We start from the raw sequence: 20,448 nt of genomic DNA on the forward strand, positions 1-20,448 counted from the left end.
AAAGTTAGCTTTTATTTTTATCATTCAATTTCTAGGTCTACTATTAGATAAGCTAACACCACTACAAAGTAAATCCCAACTCCTGGTGCTGTTAAAATATGTCCTGCAATATAAGCAATACCTAACGCTAACAATAAGCTTGCTGAAATCATTCCATATTTTATATTAAATATGTCCTTAAATCTCGTAGCAAATGCTAGTAGAATTCTTAGCCCGTAATAAATAAATGGAATCATTAGTAATACAAAGCCAATAATCCCGAAATCATAAAACCAATCATGGAAGTCCATTTCAATTAGTTTTGGATCTGGCTGCTTTTGTTCATTGTATTTAAAGTTACCTGCATAACCCATTCCTAATAACTTTTGTGACATTGGCGCTTCTTTAAAGAACTGCTTATGTCTTTCTTCATATACTTGACGTCCACTGAAAATAAGATTTTCTTGATTTTCTTTCTTTTGCTCTTTCTCAAGCTCTTTCTTAACTTCCTCTTCTATCTTCGCCTTTTCTTCTGGCTTTTCAACTTTATGATGATTTTCTTCTTTTGCTTTAAGTTCTTGCTCTTTTTTCAGCTTCTCTTTAATTTCTTTTTCTTTTTGACCTTGCTGTGCCACATTTTGCTCTGATAAATAATTATTGTGAATACCCATATTTTGTGCTAATGGCGTTTGTTTAAACGTTCCGACTACACCAGCTAATAGGACAATAGCAATTACTGCATTAAGTGCAAGGGATTTTTTGTTCGGATTTTTTCTATCAAATAATAATTGTAGTAAAATAATCCCGATTGCTGCCGCTAGCGTAGCACCAATTGAGCCCATTCCTACTTTTGTACCAACTTGAATTAGCGAATAAATCATTAAAAGTGATGGAATCCAATATAGAATGTGTTTCCAGCTCTTTGTTTTTTGAATAGAATATAGTACTACAATAGGGAAAATAATAGCTAAGATTGAACCTAGTTCATTCCCTGCATAGAACCAACCTCGAGAACCAACCTTCATCCATTCATAACTACCAAAGTCAGTAGATGTTGAAATAGAAATAACCATAATTGCGTTAATGATTAATGTAGAATATACAATACTATTTCGAACCTTATCACTAATATTAACTGTCTTTTTCAATGATTTTAAAGCTAAAATGTATGATCCCAGCATGATATATATATATAATGCTTTCGCAACGAATTTAACCTCTTCACTAAGTACAATAGGATCCTTAACTAGTTTGTTATTAATAAATCCTATCCCTAAAACTCCGGCTAACAATATAAGATAAATTAAAAACTTTCTATTTTCCTTCTCTTTTGCCTGAATTAAAATGTAAATACCACCAACAGCCATAATAAGGAATCTTACTAAAATTCCAACGGTAGCATTTGACTTTAATAAAGTGATGCTAAGAGACGTTAATAAATCTAAAACAGGCTGTAAAATAATAAAAAAGAGCAAAAAATGCTCAAATCTAACCCTAGCTTGATTTGCTAACATTCCAAGACCTCCATACAAAATCTTAACATTATCTTTTAATCATAATTTTTTATCATTCAAACACACCTAGCAATTATAACATAACTCATATTCAAATCGAGAACTATTTTTCCAGCTAAAACTAGCCAGGACAAGTATTAATCAGTAATAGAAATTATCGTCCTTTAGCTATACTCCCCTATTTTTATAAAATCTATCTAACAACCATCCCCTTATTTTTGTCAGTATATAAATATTTTTTTATCATTTTATACAAATATAAATAACCCACCTATAATTGTAATGTTTTACCAAATAAACAACATCAAAAAATGTAAAATTAATCTTTTCATATCTTTTTCAAATTACTTTATGGCTATTTTCCAAACATTTTCAAACGCTTTCTTTATGAATTTTATCCGTTTTTCTACATGTAGCGAAAAGTAATTGTTATTTCCAATACTTTAGTGTATATTTTTTCTCTGGAACATCTTTAAGAGGAAGGGATTAAGGCCATGTTATTAATCGATATATTTACGTTTCTTGGCATTATCGCCGCTGCCATTTCTGGTACATTAGTTGGTTTAAAAAAAGATTTAGATTTATTTGGTGTCCTTTGTTTAGCTGTAGCTACTGCGCTCGGCGGCGGTATTATTCGTGATATCATGATTGGTAACCTGCCCCCTGTCGCATTTGTAAAACCCATTTACTTTTTCGTAAGTGTATTATCAGCATTATTTACTTGTATGTTTTTTGAGCGCATCAATAAACTTCAAGTCGTTATTATGCTTTCTGATGCTGTTGGCTTAGGTGTTTTTACAGCTATTGGTGCAAATGCGGCAATGTCACATCATGTTGACGCCTCATTTCTAGTTGTTTCAATGGGAGTCATTACAGGTATTGGAGGCGGTATTTTGCGTGACATTTGTGCTCAAGATATCCCTTACGTATTCCGAAAAGAGATTTACGCAATCGCTTCTATCTTAGGAGCAATTAGCTTCCTAATCACACACGCTATGGGGGCGCACGTGTTAGCTTTCTATGTTTGCTTATTAGTAACATTCATTATTCGTGTCGTCACTGTAATATATAATGTTCATTTCCCTGTTTTCTTTAAAACACATGCTAAAATTAATAAAGGCCATTAAGAGAATTCTAGATAGAATTCTCTTAATTTATATACTATTCAACGAACTAATATAGAGTAATTATATATAAGCATATATAATTACTCTATATTAGTTTTAAAATTGAAAACGTTTTATATACAGGGGGAAGAATGATGCTTGGGGTTTTCAAAAAAAATATTAATAAAACAAATGCCAGTATAATCGAATTAAGTAAGGACCAACAAATAACTTTTAATGTCCCTACTAATTCTGAATTAAAAATTCAAATGGATATGCTACACATTTCAAAAGAAGATTTACAAGTTGTAAAAGTACTACAGCCTTTTATTTATGCAGAAATTGATTGGATTACTGAAAAATTCTATGCCAACATTACAAAACAACCTAATTTAATTACTATTATTGAACGTTACAGCTCTATTCCAAAACTAAAACAAACTTTAAAAACACATATTAAAGAATTATTCAGCGGCAATATGCATGAAGATTTTATTGAACAGCGTGTTAGGATTGCCAAAAGGCATGTACAAATTGGTTTACATCGAAAATGGTATACTGCTGCTTATCAAGAATTGTTCCGCTCTATCATGAAGATTTTGCAAACAAAAATAACAACAATCGATGATTTTTCCTATTCTATAAATGTTATAAATAAATTATTTACTCTTGAACAAGAACTTGTTCTTGCAGCTTATGAATCTGAATATGAAAGAATGCAAAAAGAGCATGAGAAAGAAAAAGAACTAACTGCTATGACAATTACGCATATCGCAACAGAACTAGCTGCTGTATCTGAAAAAACAAGCTCTTCTATTCAAAAACTAACCGCCAAATCTGAAACTATTGTAGAGATTGCTAAAACAGGTACATCATTAGCTACAACATCTGAAGAAAAAGCGAATAAAGGGAAAGAACAATTAAACCAGCAAAACAAACGAATGGGATCTATTCAAATGAATATGGAGACGATTATTACAGATACTCATGAACTTCTCAATATTTCTAACAAAATTAATGAAATCATAGATATTGTTAAATCGATTGCGGAGCAAACCAATTTACTCGCACTAAATGCAGCTATCGAGTCTGCACGTGCTGGAGAATTTGGGAAGGGGTTTTCTGTTGTTGCTGGTGAAATTCGAAAATTATCAGAGCAAACGAAAGAATCTATATTTAACGTTACAAAGCTCGTCGAAAAAACAAATGAACAAATTACCCGTGTCTCGTCTTCCGTGAAACAAATTAGCTCTCTCGTATCGGAAGGAACGGATAGTATGTCGGCAACAGATCGATACTTCCAAGAAATCGTAAAAGATATGTCTAACTCAAAAGAACAGAATAAGAAAATTGAACACGAACTACAAGCTATTTCACAAGTAATGAAAGGAATTCAAGATGATTCCTCACAAATGGCTCTAACAGCCGATAATTTGCAACTAGAACTAAATCGATAAGATAAAGTGAAACTTTAATCAACGGGGGTTTTGTTCATCCCCCGTTGATTATCAGCCCCCACCTAACTTCTTTGCTTTCCCTGATTTTGAGGTGGGGGTCTTGCTGTCTGAAAAATAGCGGGATAAAATTCAAGTCAGGCATATTTTTCATCTACACTGACTACTAAATTTCATCTTCCATCAAAAAAAGAATCCAGAATGGATTCTTTTTATTTTCTGAAAAATATTTTTTGACAATACACATAACTCATATAAACACCAAAGCTCTGCAAAATGAACAATGCCGGCATAATTACATTGTAATATGCCATATCTACTTGAAAGAGCTTTAACAATACGTAGCCACTAATTAAAAATAAGAACAACATATATCCCTCATTTTGTTGTTTCTTAATAAGGAAGTGTAATAGAGCTATAGTCATAAACAATGTTACGGCTATATATATCAGTTTTTCACATTTGAAAAGAATAGAATTTATTCCTTCATCTGAAAACTGATTTATCATCGGCTCTAAAAGTTTAAATCTTTCTCCCTCAATCTCTTTTAACTTTTGATCAATATGCTCTGTTACACTTTGATTTTTCGATATTTTTTCTTCATGTTGCGTCTTTCCAATTAAAACAGATTGAACATACGTCTCATTTGAAATCGTATATTGTGACAATCCCATTGCCTTAATTCCATAATTCACACCAAAATGGGCACTATAAAATAGAATAATTATCCCTATCATTTTTAGTAACACCTTTTGTTTCGTTGCTGATTGAAATACTTCGATTAATAATACATATACCGTAATAAAAATAGGAAGAAATAATCCCATTGGGAAAACCATATTACTAAATGCAAATAAAATCGCTGAAAACACCCACATATAAGGATGATCTAATCCTTTATATAAAAGTATGTAACAAGCAAAATAAAATAAAAATATTGCAAGTGATTCAGGAGTTAATACGGAACTCATGAATATATTTGGAATATACAGAGCATAAAAGATAGAAGCAATACGACCGCATTCTTCTCCAAAAACCATTCCCGCAATACGATAAATAAATAATGCTGTTCCTGTGCAAAATAGCACATTAAATAGTTGTAAAGCGAATAATGAATCACCAAATATACGAATAATTACCGACTCATATATAATAAAAGGCAAATGAGTTACAGTCCCTATATTATTACCAATTGCAATCTGCTTTGCAGACTCATACATCACTTTCATATCACCAATTATTGGAGCATCTACAAATAACAGCATACTAATCCTCACAACTATAGATATACTTATAAGAAAAATAAGAAATTGTTTATCTGTAAAACGATATTGTAGAATTGATGCCACTAACAAAATAAGTATGACGAAAATTGCTAATATGATTGTTACACTTGTTGTACTTCCTCCAAAAAATTGCTTACTTGTCTCAAATGCTGCCCAACAACTATAAACAAAAAATGCGAGCATCGCACCGATTGTAATTTTATTGAAGAAAGATGAAAAATTTGTTTGTATATGATTCATATGTCCATTGCACCTCTATTTCCATTCATAACAAAACGATTCTATCATGAATAGGTACACGGCTGATAGGGAATTTCTATGACAAATACATAGTCATTACTTTTTACTTGCAATGTAAGCGAATCCTCTTTTACACTACATTTTAGATAAAATAAATTTTCTTTCAGTTACATGAATACAAATACAGAAGTTTAAATAATCCTCTTTTGGAATACACTTTACTTCATTAAATATCTAATATGAGTAATCTGCTTACACATATTATTCTGATTGAAAACAGACTATAGGGGCTGAATATATGGAAAAGAAATTCATGCGAGAATCTAAAGCAATTAAGACAACACGTGTTTTTCCTAACGATTTAAATAATCACCAAACACTTTTTGGAGGGAAATTATTAGCAGAAATTGATAGTATTGCTTCAATTGCGGCTGCAAGACATAGTCGTAAACATTGTGTAACAGCATCTATTGATTCAGTCGATTTTTTAACTCCAATTCACCAAGCTGATTCTGTTTGTTATGAAGCATTTGTATGTTATACAGGGAAATCTTCAATGGAAGTTTTCGTAAAAGTAATCGCAGAAAATTTATTAGCAGGCGAGCGTAGAATTGCCGCTACTTGCTTCATTACATTTGTGGCAATAAAAGATGGAAAACCTTCGTCCGTACCACAAGTACTTCCTGAAACTGAGGAAGAACATTGGTTATACACAACCGGTTCAGAACGTGCGGAAAATAGAAAAAAAGGACGTTTAAAAAGCAAAGAAATGGCTGAGGTTTTAACTTTAAATAAACCTTGGAATATTTAATACAATACTCTTCCATATACATGCACAGATTTTTTCTTCCTTGCATGTATTTTTTTATACAAAATATCACCTCTTACCATTTTATTCTCAATCTGTTCTCCTAAATCATGCACCAGCTTTTCCTTTATTTTGTTATACTGTTAATGGTATATTAAATAAAGTTCGTTTAAAAATAACCATAATATGATTAAGTATATAAGGGATGGTGCGGTAATGACTATTGAAGTACCAATTTCAATACCAAAAACGTTAATTATTATTCCAGCGTATAACGAGGAAGAAGCAATTGCAGATACATTAACAAGATTATTAAAACTAAAACAGCATTTTACAGGATTAAGCATTTGTGTTATTAATGATGGATCACACGATAAAACAGCTCAAATCGTACAAGATTTTCCTGTTCACCTTGTGAATTTACCATATAACCTAGGTATTGGCTCAGCTGTACAAACTGGATATAAATACGCATATGAGAACGGATATGATATTGCGATTCAGTTCGATGCTGATGGACAACATAATCCAGATGATTTATATAAAATAATAAAGCCAATCGCTGAAGATGAATGCGATATGGTGCTAGGGTCACGTTTTACAGAAAAAACAGCATATAAAGGTAGTATTTCCAGAAGGATCGGTATTTTTTATTTTACTGCCCTATTGAAAGTACTAACAAAACAAACATTTATGGATCCAACTTCTGGATATCGTGCTATCAATCGAGAAGTAATTAAAATTTTTGCACACAACTATCCAAAAGACTATCCAGAACCAGAAGTTCTTATTCATTTAAAAAAGAAAAAACTTCGCATTAATGAAATATCTGTAAATATGCAAGAGCGACAAGGTGGACAATCTTCTATCACACCTTTTAAATCTGCATATTACATGATTAAAGTAAGTCTTGCTATATTGATGCAAAAAATCGTGAAAGGTTGATAATAAATGCCTATAATTACCTTTTCATTCATCTTTATTTTATTATTATTATTATTAATTATTAATTCCATTCGCCGTGGAACTTTAGAAACGAAATATGCTGTTTTATGGATTTTTGTTTGTATTGCAATGGCTATTTTAAGTTCTACCGATAAAATTATAAACTGGATTGGAAAACTATTAAAAGTAGAATATCCCCCTTCCATTTTATTCTTATTTGGACTATTATTCTGTTTCATCTTAATTTTTGACCTAACAAGAAAAATTTCTAAACAACATCATCAACTTGTAACATTAACGCAAGATTATGCGTTACTAAAGCAAAAATTAAATGCAACTGAGCCAGACAAAGACTAACCTAATATTTCAAAGCTAATATAAAAAACCTCTTAATTTATCCAAAAATTAAGAGGTTTTTTTATTCTCAATATTAATTTATTCGCCTTCATAATCGTTACGATAAATACATCCTACTTACTAATAAGTTAAAATGGCATGAATAAGAAGTTATATGCAATAGACATGATAAAGCTGTTTGAAATACGACAATTAATCATAAGAATCTAACTTCCCGACACCTTTTTAATAGAAAGTTGATTTACAAAGTTTATATGCGTTAAACTTATACAGATGTTCTTGTAATCTTCTTCCTTTCAAAAGGCTTGTATATATGATGCAAGACATAAAAAACTTGAGGAGATAAAAATTCTATGATGGAACAAAAGCAACTTGTTTCTGTTGTCATACCTCTGTATAACACGGAAAAATATATTGAAGAAACGATGCAGTCAATACTAGATCAAACATATAAAAACATTGAAATTGTAATTGTAGATGATGGAAGTAAAGATCAATCACCTTCTATTGTGAAAAACCTTGCTGAAAAATACCCAGGGCAAGTAAAATACGTTCATCAAAAAAACCAAGGTGTTTCGGTAGCCCGTAATACAGGTATCGAAAATGCTAGCGGAGAATATATCGCTTTTCTTGATAGTGATGACTTATGGCATCCAACTAAAATTGAGAAGCAAGTCGAAAGTATGCATAAAAACGAAATGGACGCGTGCTATTGTGGTTATATGAATTTCTACGAAGAAACAGGCGAGAAGGTTGAACATACAACAAACTTTATTAAAGGTGATATGGCAAAAGCATTCCTAACACATCAAGTTGTTGCTCAAACAAGTACTTGGATTTTCAAACGATCCATCGTAATGGATCATTACATTCGTTTTACACCAGGATGTAGTTGGGGCGAAGATTTAGAGTTTTTATTTAAACTTATGAGTGTGACAAATGTATGTTATGTCGATGAATACTTAACTTATTATAGAATCTTATCAGAAGGAAATCTTTCTTCTAAGTATAAAGATTATGAATTAAAAACGACAAAAGAGCTAGAAGTATTCAATCGTATGAAAGATTGGGTACATAATAAATCTCAAGATTTCATTACGAAAGACCCTCAGTCACTTATTGAGATTCTTGAGACTTATTTATTCCCTTATACAGTCATCAATAACGCTTGTATATATATTAAGGAAAACTCTCAATTAGATAAATCACAAGTTCAATTAATCAAAAAAGATATTAAGAAATATTGCCGTAAAATCTATTCAAAGAATGGAAAGCGTAGTAAAAAACTATATGCAATGCTTTGGTTTGTACGAATTAAATTTCTGTTTTCTTAAACTGAAAATATAACGATACTCTCTCTTTCTGTGAACAAATCAAATTTACAAATAGGACAAGCTAACCAGGTCCTAAAGAATAGAAAGGTCTTTTCTCATGAAAACAAATAAAATTCTAAAAAACGCATCCTACCTCTTTGTAGGAAACATTACTGTCCGTTTTGTACTGGCTATTGCAACAATTCTCTTTGCACGATATGTTTCTCCAGAGGATTACGGTATGTTTACAACTGCATTAGCTGTTTCAGCTGTTATTTGTTACTTTACAGATGCAGGTTTAACACATACATTTATGCGTGAAGGAACAAGAAGCGATGCTAATATTAGCGTACTAATAAGTAGTTATTTACGTATTCGTTTAATATTAGCTATCGTAATTTCTGTACTTTTCGCTATTTTTGCCCAGTTCTTCTATCCCGACGCTTACTTACGTGCGATGGTATATTGGGTTGTTCTACCAACGATGTTCGGAGCAACCTTACAAGGTGTTGGTATGGCTTACTTCCAAGTTACAGAGCGTATGCAATTTACAGCTATTATTTCTGTACTACAAGGTGTAACAGCTGCTGCTGCCCTATTATTAGGGATGTCTTTTCAATGGTCACTTATGATGGTGGCTGCCATGTACGGGGTATCTAGTCTTGTAACAGGTGTTATTGCCTTTATAATGACAATACGCTATACGAAAGTACATAAGGGTTGGGATAAAGGTATTTTAGATCAACTACTTATTTTCACAATCAATGGAATCATCATTATGCTCTTACCACAATTAGGGCCTATTATATTAGAAAAAGTTTCAACGTATAAGCAAGTTGGATTCTTTGGTGCTGCATATAAAATACCTGCCGTACTATATCAAATACCTGGAGTAATTGCAGCTGCATTTTATCCAAGGCTTTTTGCTTTTGGTAATGAGCAAAATATTGAAGAACATAGAAAATTATCAAGTTTTGAATTAAAACTTATGTCTTTTTTAGGAATGGGAATTTCTATCCCCTTTATTGCTGATCCAAGTTTCTGGATTGTTAGTTTATTAGGAGAAAAATACGCTCCCGCTGGTGACGCTCTTGCTATTCTAGCGTTTATGGTTATTTTACAATCAATTAACTATCCACTAGCCGATAATTTAACAACGATTGGCCAGCAATGGAAACGTGCAACAACAATGACTATTGGATTAGTTGTTGCCATCATAGGTTATATTGTATTAGGTAGTAAATATGGAATGATGGGGGCAGCTGCCGCAGCCATCCTTACCGAAATTACACTATTAATTGGATTTACCCTCTTTATTCGTAAAGGCATGCAATTATTAGTTAAAGGAATTATATTTAATTCCTTGGCCTTTATTATTAGTTACGGTATATACCGAGTTGCATTAATCAACTTACCGCCACTAATTGCTTTAACTCTTACTGGTATACTATACGGTATGATTGGAATTGTAATTGATCCTCAAATACGTGGATTCGTTTTAGCGTTTATAAAACAAAAGCTCATTCGCAAACATGCTTAAAAGCAAAAAGCTTTTCCTATTTAAAAATGGAAAAGCTTTTTGCTTTTTTATATACCTCATTTTTCTTCAGTAAAAAAATGCTATATATTCCAGCTCAAATTGACTTACTTTCTGAAAATGCCTTATACTAAATTATATGTAAACTATGAACTTCAACGCTTGTAAAAATATATATGCTTCAAAAAAAATATATATTTTCTCATGTTAAAACTAAAGAACACACCTTTAAAAATTGGTGTGTTTTTATATGCTACCTAAAAACTAGTTGCTACATGTAACGACTTTCAAAGGAGGATTATCAATTTTTATGAGCATAAAGCCGAATAATAAATTCTTTTCCAAGAAAACAATAATAATTATGCCAATATTATTATTGTGCGCTTTTGCTTTTCATTATTTCTTTTTAACATCTAATCAAGCCTTTTCTGGTACAGGGGATGCGTTACGTCAATTTGGCTTTTTTACGTTTCTTCTACAACATGCCTTTAAAGATGGCAACCTTTTTTGGTCTTTTGATTATGGATTAGGTGGAGATTTATTTGGAGAGTTTAGTTATTATTACAGCACATCACCGTTTTTCTGGATTACACTGTTACTACCTAAACTAAGTCTTGAGCAAGTATATGACGTGAAATTATATATGAGTATTTTAAAAAACTTTTTAGCTATGTTATTCATGTATGGTTCTTTACGTTACCATAATAAAACAGCATTTTCATCTTTTGTTGCTGCTATTATATATGGTGGCTGTATTACTTTCATCCGCCACTCTTTACTATGGGATTTCATGGCTGATGCCATTGTATTTTTACCATTAGTAATATGGGGACTTGATAAATATATTATTGAAAAGAAGCGCGGACTTTTCCTAATCACTGCTACTTTAATGTTAGCATCAAACTTTTATTTTGCTTTTATCACAAGTATTTTCATATTTATTTATGCATTATTCCAATACTTTGCGACACAACAAAATAAAACGATTGTCTCTTTTCTAAATTATTATATTAGAATCGGTTTATTGTACGGATTATCACTCGGTTTAGCTGCCGTTTGCTTCCTCCCATCAGTTAATGCCGTATTTAGCGCTGATCGACTATCAAAAAAGTTTGAGATACCATTATTATTTGAAGATAAATTTTATAAAGATTTAATGGAAAATATTTTCTTCATGTATAATGCTGAAAATCATCAATTAGCTTTACCAGCTTTAATTTTATTCTTAATCGTATTTGGAATGTTTATACGTGATAAACTCGTTAAAAGTAAAGTATTCTTTACGTTATTCATGTTCATTCTGTTTATGCTTCCATATACATATTCTGTGTTTAATGGTTTTTCAGCAATGCAATCTAGATGGTTTTATTTATTTGTATTTGTAATTGCCCAAACAATTGCATACATTCTAGATTGGATGATTATTCATAAGAAAGACTACAAATTACCTTATTTAATAAGTTTATTAGTGTCTATTGGATTATTCATTTATGCATTTTATAGAAAGGCAAATATAAATGTAACTGATAAACCTTTACAAGACGTTGATAACATTTTACTCGGAACTGTCGTTCTTTCTGTTATTACAGTATGTTTATGGCGCTATATTTCTAAATCATTCATACAATTTTTAGTTGTATTGAACGTCCTTGTTAGCACCGTTTCTATGAATTATATGTATGCGAATAATATACTTAGCACCGTTTACGGACAGAGCCAGATTTCAACTGAAAAGTTACACGAACCAGGCTATGATAATAAAGAAGAAATTGCTGCAATTCGCTACATACAAGAAAATGATAAAGACTTTTATCGTATTCTTAATCCATATAGCGAATATAACACACCAATGCTACAAGGTTATCATGGCTTAAGTACGTATCAAAGCTTAGTTAATTATTATGTCCATGACTTTATGAAAAATAAATATGGTGTATTCCAAATGTACGATACACCTTCAATGTTTTATCAAGCTGATAGTCGACTACTACTTGAAAATATGCTAGGTGTAAAATATCGCGTATTAAGTGCTGATACAGATTCAAAGAATGTACCTTATGGATATAAACTATTACAGCAAGTAGGACCGTATAATATTTACAAAAATGACTATGCTTTACCGTTAGGATATGTATATGATTCGGCTATAAGTGAGGAAGAATTTTCTAAATTAAACTTCGCTCAGCGTGATCAATTATTATTACATGCTGTTGTCGTTAATAATACAAAAGAATTTTCATTAAACCATTTTAATAAACAAGACCTTAAATCAAAGGCAGTATCTATTAAAACGGAAAAAGCAAAATTCGAAAACATGGAAAAACAAGAAAATAAACTAATTGTTCATGGCTTTGGAAATATGATTGTACCTATCAATTATCCTGATACACCTGGTGATCTACTGATAGAATTAAAATTAAAAAATGCAGGCACATTCAATGCAACTGTTAATGGAAAAACGATAGGAAAAGGTGACGATGCTGGTGCATACTCTTATCCGTTAGAAAGGTTTGTTTACAATTTGGGCAATGAGCGTCCAGAAAATCTAACTATCTCTATTGATATGGCAGGTGAGTATGAATTAGGTGACTTGCAAGCAAATATTGTAAACTATGAAAGTGTACAAAAAGAAACAAAAAAACTAACTGAAAATAGGCTTGAAAATATTTATTATAAGAACAATTATTTAAAGGGGGATATCAAATCAAATAAAGACGGGCTTTTATATTTATCTGTCCCATATAGTAAAGGCTGGACTATAAAAATTGATGGAAAAGAAACAGAGTTTACGAAAGCGAATTCTGCCTTTATCGGTGTTCCCATTACAAAAGGTTCACATGTAATCGAAATGACTTACGTTACACCTTATTTCAAATTAGGTATGACTATATCAATCATCTCACTAATTATTTGTATAGCTTTACTAATTTTCACAAATCCAAATGCACGACGAAAACTCTCTTTTAAAAATCAATAATGAGCACTCAATGAAACATGAAGCTATCTATTTAGATAGCTTCCTATAATAATACATAAATAGTATTTTAATCCACTACAAACAAGGAGTGTCAAAAATGACCCTTTCAATAGTAGTACCATGCTACAATGAAGAAAAGGTGCTTCGTGCCTTTTATTCAGAGACTTCTCTTGAAATTCATAAATTAACTACCGATTATGAATTTGTTTTTGTTAATGATGGTAGTAAAGATGATACTTTAAATATTTTACGTGATTTAGCTAGTTCAGATTCGTCAGTACACTACATATCATTTAGTCGAAACTTCGGAAAAGAAGCTGCAATGTTAGCTGGTTTAAAATATGCTACAGGCGATGCAATTGTTATTATGGATGCTGACTTACAACACCCTCCTACGTTAATAAAAGAACTGTTAGAAGGATATAACGACGGCTACGACCAAGTCATTGCAAAAAGAACAAGAACTGGTGATTCACCCGTTCGCTCTTTCGTCTCTCGTCTTTACTACAAAGTGATGAATAAATTTGTAGATATTGAATTAGTAGACGGTATTGGTGACTTTAGACTTTTAAGTCGAAGAGCAGTAGATTCTTTATTATCTTTAAGTGAATACAACCGATTTTCAAAAGGCTTATTTTCTTGGATCGGTTATAACGAATTAATCATTGAATATGAAAATGTATTACGTTCTGATGGAGAAAGTAAATGGACCTTCTCGAAATTATTAAATTACGGAATTGATGGTGTAATTTCATTTAATAATAAACCGTTACGTCTATCTATATATCTCGGATTACTAACAACCATTTTAGGACTTTTATACGTAATCACTACGTTCGTTCAAATCATCCTTGGTGGTGTGGAAGTTCCTGGTTACTTTACTCTCATTTCCGCTATACTATTTATTGGCGGTATTCAACTCATATTCCTAGGTGTTATTGGTGAATATATCGGTCGTATTTATTATGAAACAAAACGTAGACCGCATTTTATTGTAGCTGAAAAGAAAGTTAGTGAAGTTAAACAAAAGGCATAACCAAAAAGTTACTTCTGTAGGTAGAAGTAACTTTTTTATATACTAACATTTACAAACACTTCTTTTGAAAAAATATACATTTTGAAATGATAGCATTATATGAAAGAATTTAGTATCATGATTCAAGGTACTATTTCAAGTTGGACGGAGGATACTATGAGCTTATTAACAGTTGAAAAATTAGGACATACATTTGGTGATCGTACATTATTTAAAGATGTATCTATGCGATTATTAGCAGGTGAGCACGTTGGATTAGTTGGTGCAAACGGTGTTGGTAAATCAACATTCATGAATATCATTACTGGTCAGCTTATTCATGACCAAGGTCGTGTAGAATGGACACCGGGCACACATTACGGCTACTTAGATCAGCATACTGTTTTAACGCCTGGACGTACGATCCGTGACGTACTAGCGGATGCATTTTTACCGTTATTCGAAAAGGAAAAAGCTTTAAATGAAGTTACAGAAAAAATGGGAACTGCTACACCAGAAGAACTAGAAGAACTTCTTGAACAAATGGCAGAAATACAAGATGCACTTGAAGCAGGTGGTTTCTATTTACTAGATATGAAAATTGAAGAGGCTGCACGTGGTCTTGGAATTGATGCTATTGGTTTAGATCGTGATGTTTCAGCACTAAGTGGTGGACAACGTACAAAGGTATTGCTTGCAAAGCTATTACTTGAACAGCCAGAAGTGTTATTGCTTGATGAACCTACTAACTATTTAGACGTTGAACATATTCATTGGTTAACAAATTATTTGAAAGAATATCCACATGCATTCTTATTAATTTCTCATGATACAGAATTTATGAACAAATGTGTTGATGTTATTTTCCATCTAGAATTCACAAAAATGACACGCTATACAGCGACATATGAAAAATTCCTAGAACTAGCAGAAATCAATAAAAACCAACATATAAACGCTTATGAAAAGCAGCGCGAGTTTATCAAAAAGCAAGAAGACTTCATTGCAAAAAACAAGGCTCGTTATTCAACGACAGGTCGTGCAAAGAGTCGTCAAAAGCAACTTGATCGCATGGAACTTATTGATCGCCCAGAAACAGCAATTAAACCTGAATTCTCATTTAAAGAAAGTCGCGCAAGTAGTCGCTTCGTCTTTGAAGGTGAAAATGTAGAAATCGGATATACACATCCGCTACTACCAAAGCTATCAATGACGATCGAACGTGGTGAAAAAATTGCTATTGTTGGATGTAACGGTGTTGGTAAATCAACGTTACTAAAAACAATCTTAGGTAAAATTAAGCCTTTAAGCGGTAAAACAAGCCTTGGTGACTTCTTAGAGCCTGCATACTTTGAGCAAGAAGTTAAAGCTGACAATATAACACCAATTGATGATGTATGGAATACATTCCCTGGTTTAGACCAGCATCAAATTCGTGCGATGTTAGCAAAATGCGGATTAAAAAATGAACATATTTCTCGCCCATTAAGTCAATTAAGTGGTGGAGAACAAGCAAAAGTTCGTTTATGTAAGCTAATGGGTGAGGAAAGTAACTGGCTACTATTTGATGAGCCGACAAACCATCTTGATGTTACAGCAAAAGCGGAACTTAAGAAGGCTATGAAAGCATATAAAGGAACAATCCTCCTTGTATGTCACGAACCGGACTTCTATGAAGATTGGATTACAAAAGTTTGGGATGTTGAAGAATGGTCTCAAAACAGTAAATAGTCTTTAAGAAAAAACTCCTTGTGTAGACAAGGAGTTTTTTACTTATTTTTATTAAGAATTTTTTATATTGTAGTATCCTATAAGTCGTAATCGAAATTCTTTTAATTCCGGATACGCCTCTAAATTTGCTAACATACCTCTAATTACTGGAATTCTTGGATTAAGCAATCGTATTTCCGCCTCTAAAACATCTAACGTTACTAACAACTCATCATCCTCTAATTGATCAGCTAAACTACGCTTAAATACAATAATTTCTTTTAAAAAATGCTCTTTAACTTGTTCCTTAATAAGCTCTGATTTACAAAGGAATTCTCCAAGCTTTTCTTCATGTAAAATAGGTTCTTCCGAAGATTCTACTAAGCCATCTACTAAATGATCTACTCTTTTTAAAATAAAAGCAGCGACATACGATAAATCAATTTCTGGTGCTTGTAAAATAATTAACTCTAAATAACCACGGCATATGCCTTCTACTATAATTACTAAATCCAATAAATATGGCATAACCTTTTCACCATAAATGGACAATAAACTATTCCGATAAAATGCATGAGACTCTAACTTCATCCGCATCATAAATTCTTCTACTTCTTTATTAAACGGAATTGCATTTTCTCTCGCATGCATAATAATAAATTCTTTATGCTTTTGTATATCATTAAACTGACAATGTAATTGTTTTGCAAATTTTTCACGTGGTAATAAAGACTCTTGTTCAATATCCAGCATTTTCTTTTGGATTTTGTCATAATAATATCGAAGTGTCGCTAATAAAAGCTCATCTTTCGATTTAAAATATAAGTAAAAAGCTCCCTTAGATATACCACTAGCTGTCACAATTTCCTGCACTGATGTCGCATTTACACCCTTAGTAGCAAATAACTTCATAGCCGATTCTATAATTAAACGCTCTTTTTCTTTCATATCTTCTCTCCTAAATTTAATCTCGCATCTTATTATAAATGTATTATACCATCCCTTTTTATTGACGATTGACCAAACGGTCAGTTATATTATGTATTAGACTGACCAGTTGGTCAATATAATACAAAGGGAGCGCAAACATGAACAAAATCATCAATTTCTCGTTAAAAAATAAGTTCGCAGTTTGGCTACTAACCATTATTGTTACTATTGCGGGGATCTACTCTGGACTCAATATGAAGCTGGAAACAATTCCTGATATTACAACACCGATTGTGACAGTAACTACGGTCTATCCTGGTGCTACACCAGAAGAAGTAGCTGATAAAGTTTCAAAGCCGATGGAAGAACAACTACAAAATTTAAGCGGTGTTAACGTTGTGAGTTCATCATCTTTTCAAAACGCATCTTCTATTCAAGTAGAATACGATTTTGACAAAAATATGGAAAAAGCAGAAACAGAAATTAAAGAAGCTCTCACAAATGTAAAACTCCCAGAAGGTGTTAAAGATCCTAAAGTTTCACGAGTAAACTTCAATGCTTTTCCCGTTATTTCGTTAAGCGTAGCAAGCAAGAATGAATCTTTAGCTACTTTAACTGAAAATGTAGAAAAAAATGTTGTACCGGGATTAAAAGGACTTGATGGTGTTGCATCTGTTCAAATTGCTGGTCAACAAGTAGATGAAGTACAGCTCATCTTTAAGAAAGATAAAATGAAAGAACTAGGACTAAGTGAAGATACTGTAAAAAATGTGATTAAAGGATCGGATGTATCTTTACCACTTGGCTTATACACATTTAAAGACACGGAAAAATCAGTTGTTGTAGATGGCAATATTACAACGATTAAAGCATTAAAAGAACTTAAAATCCCAGCTATACCTTCCTCACCTAACGGTCAAGGTAGTCAAAATGCTGGCGCTGGTGCACAAACGCCACAAATGAATCCAGCCGCTATGAACGGGATTCCAACAGTTACATTAGATGAAATTGCTGACATTAAAGAAGTTGGGAAAGCAGAATCCATTTCTCGAACAAATGGAAAAGAAGCAATTGGAATTCAAATTGTGAAGGCCTCTGATGCAAATACAGTTGATGTTGTAAATGCAGTAAAAGATAAAGTAAAAGAACTTGAGAAAAAGTATAAAGACTTAGAGATTATTTCAACATTCGATCAAGGTGCACCTATTGAAAAATCAGTAGAAACAATGCTGAGCAAAGCAATTTTCGGTGCTATCTTTGCGATCGTTATTATTATGCTGTTCCTACGAAATATTCGAACAACGTTAATCTCTGTCGTTTCAATACCACTTTCTTTATTAATTGCTGTTTTAGTCATAAAGCAAATGGATATTACGCTTAACATTATGACACTTGGAGCAATGACCGTTGCTATAGGCCGCGTTGTCGATGACTCAATTGTTGTTATTGAAAATATTTACCGCCGTATGTCGTTATCAGAAGAGAAATTGCGCGGAAAAGATTTAATTCGTGAAGCTACGAAAGAAATGTTTATCCCAATTATGTCTTCTACCATCGTAACAATTGCTGTATTTTTACCACTTGGACTAGTAAAAGGTATGATTGGTGAAATGTTCTTACCATTCGCCTTAACTATCGTCTTCGCTTTATTAGCATCATTACTAGTAGCAGTTACAATCGTACCGATGCTAGCTCACTCTTTATTTAAGAAAGAGAGTATGAGGGAAAAAGAAGTACATCATGAAGAAAAACCAAGTAAATTAGCAAATGGGTATAAACGCATACTTGCATGGGCTTTAAATCACAAAATTATTACATCAAGTATCGCTGTCCTTCTATTAGTTGGTAGTCTTGCACTTGTACCAGTTATCGGTGTAAGTTTCTTACCTTCTGAAGAAGAAAAAATGATTATCGCAACATACAATCCTGAACCAGGTCAAACGTTAGAAGACGTTGAAAAAATTGCAACAAAAGCTGAGAAGCACTTCCAAAATAATAAAGACGTCAAAACAATTCAATTCTCATTAGGTGGCGAAAATCCAATGAGTCCTGGTCAATCAAACCAAGCAATGTTCTTCGTGCAATATGATAACGACACGAAAAACTTTGAAAAAGAGAAAGGACAAGTCGTTAAAGATTTACAGAAGATGTCTGGCAAAGGCGAATGGAAAAACCAAGACTTCGGAGCAAGTGGCGGTAGTAACGAAATTAAACTATACGTTTACGGAGATAGCTCAGAAGACATTAAGCCTGTCGTAAAAGATATTCAAAATATCATGAAGAAAAATAAAGACTTAAAAGATATAGATTCTAGTATTGCAAAAACGTATGCAGAGTACACTTTAGTCGCAGATCAGGAAAAGCTGAGTAAAATGGGCTTAACGGCTGCTCAAATTGGAATGGGACTTTCTAATCAACATGATCGCCCTGTTCTGACAACAATTAAAAAAGACGGTAAAGATATCAATGTATATGTAGAAGCTGAAAAACAAAATTATGAAACAATCGATGACTTAACAAATCGCAAAATTACAACACCACTTGGTAATGAAGTAGCTGTGAAAGATGTTATGACTGTAAAAGAAGGTGAAACATCGAATACAGTAACACACCGAGATGGACGTGTTTATGCAGAGGTTAGTGCCAAATTAACATCTGATGACGTTTCAAAAGCATCTGCTGCAGTACAAAAAGAAGTAGATAAAATGGATCTTCCTTCTGGTGTAGATGTTTCTATGGGCGGTGTTACTAAAGATATTCAAGAATCATTCAAGCAACTTGGCCTAGCGATGTTAGCTGCGATTGCCATTGTATACTTCGTTCTTGTCGTTACATTTGGTGGTGCCCTTGCACCATTCGCAATTTTATTCTCGCTACCATTCACAATTATTGGGGCTCTTGTTGCCTTATTAATCTCTGGTGAAACATTAAGTGTATCTGCAATGATTGGTGCGCTTATGTTAATCGGTATCGTTGTAACAAACGCAATCGTGCTTATCGACCGCGTTATTCATAAAGAAAATGAAGGACTATCAACACGTGAAGCTTTATTAGAAGCTGGTGCAACACGCCTTCGTCCAATTTTAATGACTGCAATTGCAACAATTGGTGCTCTTATCCCGCTTGCATTAGGATTTGAAGGTAGTGGCTTAATTTCTAAAGGACTTGGTGTAACGGTAATTGGTGGATTAACAAGTTCAACGTTATTAACACTTCTTATTGTTCCAATCGTTTATGAAGTATTAAGCAAATTTAAAAAGAAAAAAACAAAATAACA

Annotated in this window: 14 protein-coding genes and 1 pseudogene; 12 read left to right on the forward strand and 3 right to left on the reverse strand. The window is 32.6% G+C overall.

What is annotated here, in order from left to right; genetic code table 11:
- Positions 1-20: 20 nt before the first annotated feature.
- Positions 21-1,493, reverse strand: coding sequence for an O-antigen ligase family protein (locus tag AB6801_RS25365; protein WP_000880749.1), 1,473 nt, complete (start codon positions 1,491-1,493; stop codon positions 21-23).
- A gap of 494 nt (positions 1,494-1,987) precedes the next feature.
- Here AB6801_RS25365 and AB6801_RS25370 point away from each other — a divergent pair, with 494 nt between their 5' ends.
- From AB6801_RS25370 to AB6801_RS25380, 3 genes and pseudogenes are all read left to right on the forward strand, one after another.
- Positions 1,988-2,620, forward strand: coding sequence for a trimeric intracellular cation channel family protein (locus tag AB6801_RS25370; RefSeq protein ID WP_000924369.1), 633 nt, complete (start codon positions 1,988-1,990; stop codon positions 2,618-2,620).
- A 134-nt stretch (positions 2,621-2,754) separates the two neighbouring features.
- Positions 2,755-3,300, forward strand: a pseudogene (locus AB6801_RS25375) (protoglobin family protein); the annotation flags it as partial.
- A gap of 54 nt (positions 3,301-3,354) precedes the next feature.
- Positions 3,355-4,056 (forward strand): methyl-accepting chemotaxis protein, encoded by a 702-nt coding sequence (locus tag AB6801_RS25380; RefSeq protein ID WP_370658441.1) that lies wholly within the window; start codon positions 3,355-3,357, stop codon positions 4,054-4,056.
- Positions 4,057-4,265: 209 nt separating this feature from the next.
- Here the strand turns inward: AB6801_RS25380 and AB6801_RS25385 are convergent, their stop codons facing one another.
- Entirely contained in the window at positions 4,266-5,579 is a 1,314-nt protein-coding gene (locus AB6801_RS25385) for an ArnT family glycosyltransferase (protein ID WP_097998540.1), read from the reverse strand.
- Between the two features lie 298 nt (positions 5,580-5,877).
- Between AB6801_RS25385 and AB6801_RS25390 the strand changes: the two genes are divergently transcribed.
- From AB6801_RS25390 to AB6801_RS25425, 8 genes are all read left to right on the forward strand, one after another.
- On the forward strand, positions 5,878-6,390 hold the full coding sequence (locus tag AB6801_RS25390) for an acyl-CoA thioesterase (RefSeq protein WP_000412123.1): 513 nt from the start codon (positions 5,878-5,880) through the stop codon (positions 6,388-6,390).
- A 213-nt stretch (positions 6,391-6,603) separates the two neighbouring features.
- Positions 6,604-7,332 (forward strand): glycosyltransferase family 2 protein, encoded by a 729-nt coding sequence (locus AB6801_RS25395; RefSeq protein WP_000151539.1) that lies wholly within the window; start codon positions 6,604-6,606, stop codon positions 7,330-7,332.
- 6 nt (positions 7,333-7,338) lie between these two features.
- On the forward strand, positions 7,339-7,689 hold the full coding sequence (locus AB6801_RS25400) for a DUF2304 domain-containing protein (protein ID WP_001121774.1): 351 nt from the start codon (positions 7,339-7,341) through the stop codon (positions 7,687-7,689).
- Positions 7,690-8,042: 353 nt separating this feature from the next.
- Entirely contained in the window at positions 8,043-9,023 is a 981-nt protein-coding gene (locus AB6801_RS25405; RefSeq protein ID WP_000970521.1) for a glycosyltransferase family 2 protein, read from the forward strand.
- A gap of 97 nt (positions 9,024-9,120) precedes the next feature.
- Positions 9,121-10,542, forward strand: a complete 1,422-nt coding sequence (locus tag AB6801_RS25410) for an oligosaccharide flippase family protein (protein WP_000856143.1) — start codon at positions 9,121-9,123, stop codon at positions 10,540-10,542.
- Positions 10,543-10,849: 307 nt separating this feature from the next.
- Positions 10,850-13,516 carry a YfhO family protein gene (locus tag AB6801_RS25415; RefSeq protein ID WP_000023700.1) on the forward strand — a complete coding sequence of 889 codons (2,667 nt, stop codon included), beginning with the start codon at positions 10,850-10,852 and terminating at the stop codon, positions 13,514-13,516.
- Positions 13,517-13,613: 97 nt separating this feature from the next.
- The gene (locus tag AB6801_RS25420) at positions 13,614-14,552 is read left to right on the forward strand and encodes a glycosyltransferase family 2 protein (protein ID WP_000175827.1); all 939 of its coding nucleotides are present in this window, start codon (positions 13,614-13,616) and stop codon (positions 14,550-14,552) included.
- Between the two features lie 156 nt (positions 14,553-14,708).
- Complete coding sequence (locus AB6801_RS25425; protein ID WP_000055410.1) at positions 14,709-16,262, forward strand: ABC-F family ATP-binding cassette domain-containing protein; 1,554 nt, start codon at positions 14,709-14,711, stop codon at positions 16,260-16,262.
- 51 nt (positions 16,263-16,313) lie between these two features.
- On the opposite strand, the gene AB6801_RS25430 is transcribed toward AB6801_RS25425, so the two are convergent.
- Complete coding sequence (locus AB6801_RS25430; protein WP_000659645.1) at positions 16,314-17,189, reverse strand: TetR/AcrR family transcriptional regulator; 876 nt, start codon at positions 17,187-17,189, stop codon at positions 16,314-16,316.
- 140 nt (positions 17,190-17,329) lie between these two features.
- Between AB6801_RS25430 and AB6801_RS25435 the strand changes: the two genes are divergently transcribed.
- Complete coding sequence (locus AB6801_RS25435; RefSeq protein WP_370941207.1) at positions 17,330-20,446, forward strand: efflux RND transporter permease subunit; 3,117 nt, start codon at positions 17,330-17,332, stop codon at positions 20,444-20,446.
- The last annotated feature ends 2 nt before the right edge of the window (positions 20,447-20,448 follow it).

The organism is Bacillus sp. RCC_6_1 (assembly GCF_041360755.1).
Classification (GTDB): domain Bacteria; phylum Bacillota; class Bacilli; order Bacillales; family Bacillaceae_G; genus Bacillus_A; species Bacillus_A cereus.

Bases quoted from the DNA above. Each gene is read 5' to 3' on its own strand.
- AB6801_RS25385 (WP_097998540.1), bottom strand. From the start codon at position 5,579: ATGAATCATATACAAACAAATTTTTCATCTTTCTTCAATAAAATTACA.
- AB6801_RS25420 (WP_000175827.1), top strand. From the start codon at position 13,614: ATGACCCTTTCAATAGTAGTACCATGCTACAATGAAGAAAAGGTGCTT.
- AB6801_RS25400 (WP_001121774.1), top strand. From the start codon at position 7,339: ATGCCTATAATTACCTTTTCATTCATCTTTATTTTATTATTATTATTA.
- AB6801_RS25390 (WP_000412123.1), top strand. From the start codon at position 5,878: ATGGAAAAGAAATTCATGCGAGAATCTAAAGCAATTAAGACAACACGT.
- AB6801_RS25380 (WP_370658441.1), top strand. From the start codon at position 3,355: ATGACAATTACGCATATCGCAACAGAACTAGCTGCTGTATCTGAAAAA.
- AB6801_RS25425 (WP_000055410.1), top strand. From the start codon at position 14,709: ATGAGCTTATTAACAGTTGAAAAATTAGGACATACATTTGGTGATCGT.
- AB6801_RS25430 (WP_000659645.1), bottom strand. From the start codon at position 17,189: ATGAAAGAAAAAGAGCGTTTAATTATAGAATCGGCTATGAAGTTATTT.
- AB6801_RS25410 (WP_000856143.1), top strand. From the start codon at position 9,121: ATGAAAACAAATAAAATTCTAAAAAACGCATCCTACCTCTTTGTAGGA.
- AB6801_RS25365 (WP_000880749.1), bottom strand. From the start codon at position 1,493: ATGTTAGCAAATCAAGCTAGGGTTAGATTTGAGCATTTTTTGCTCTTT.
- AB6801_RS25370 (WP_000924369.1), top strand. From the start codon at position 1,988: ATGTTATTAATCGATATATTTACGTTTCTTGGCATTATCGCCGCTGCC.
- AB6801_RS25415 (WP_000023700.1), top strand. From the start codon at position 10,850: ATGAGCATAAAGCCGAATAATAAATTCTTTTCCAAGAAAACAATAATA.
- AB6801_RS25435 (WP_370941207.1), top strand. From the start codon at position 17,330: ATGAACAAAATCATCAATTTCTCGTTAAAAAATAAGTTCGCAGTTTGG.
- AB6801_RS25405 (WP_000970521.1), top strand. From the start codon at position 8,043: ATGATGGAACAAAAGCAACTTGTTTCTGTTGTCATACCTCTGTATAAC.
- AB6801_RS25395 (WP_000151539.1), top strand. From the start codon at position 6,604: ATGACTATTGAAGTACCAATTTCAATACCAAAAACGTTAATTATTATT.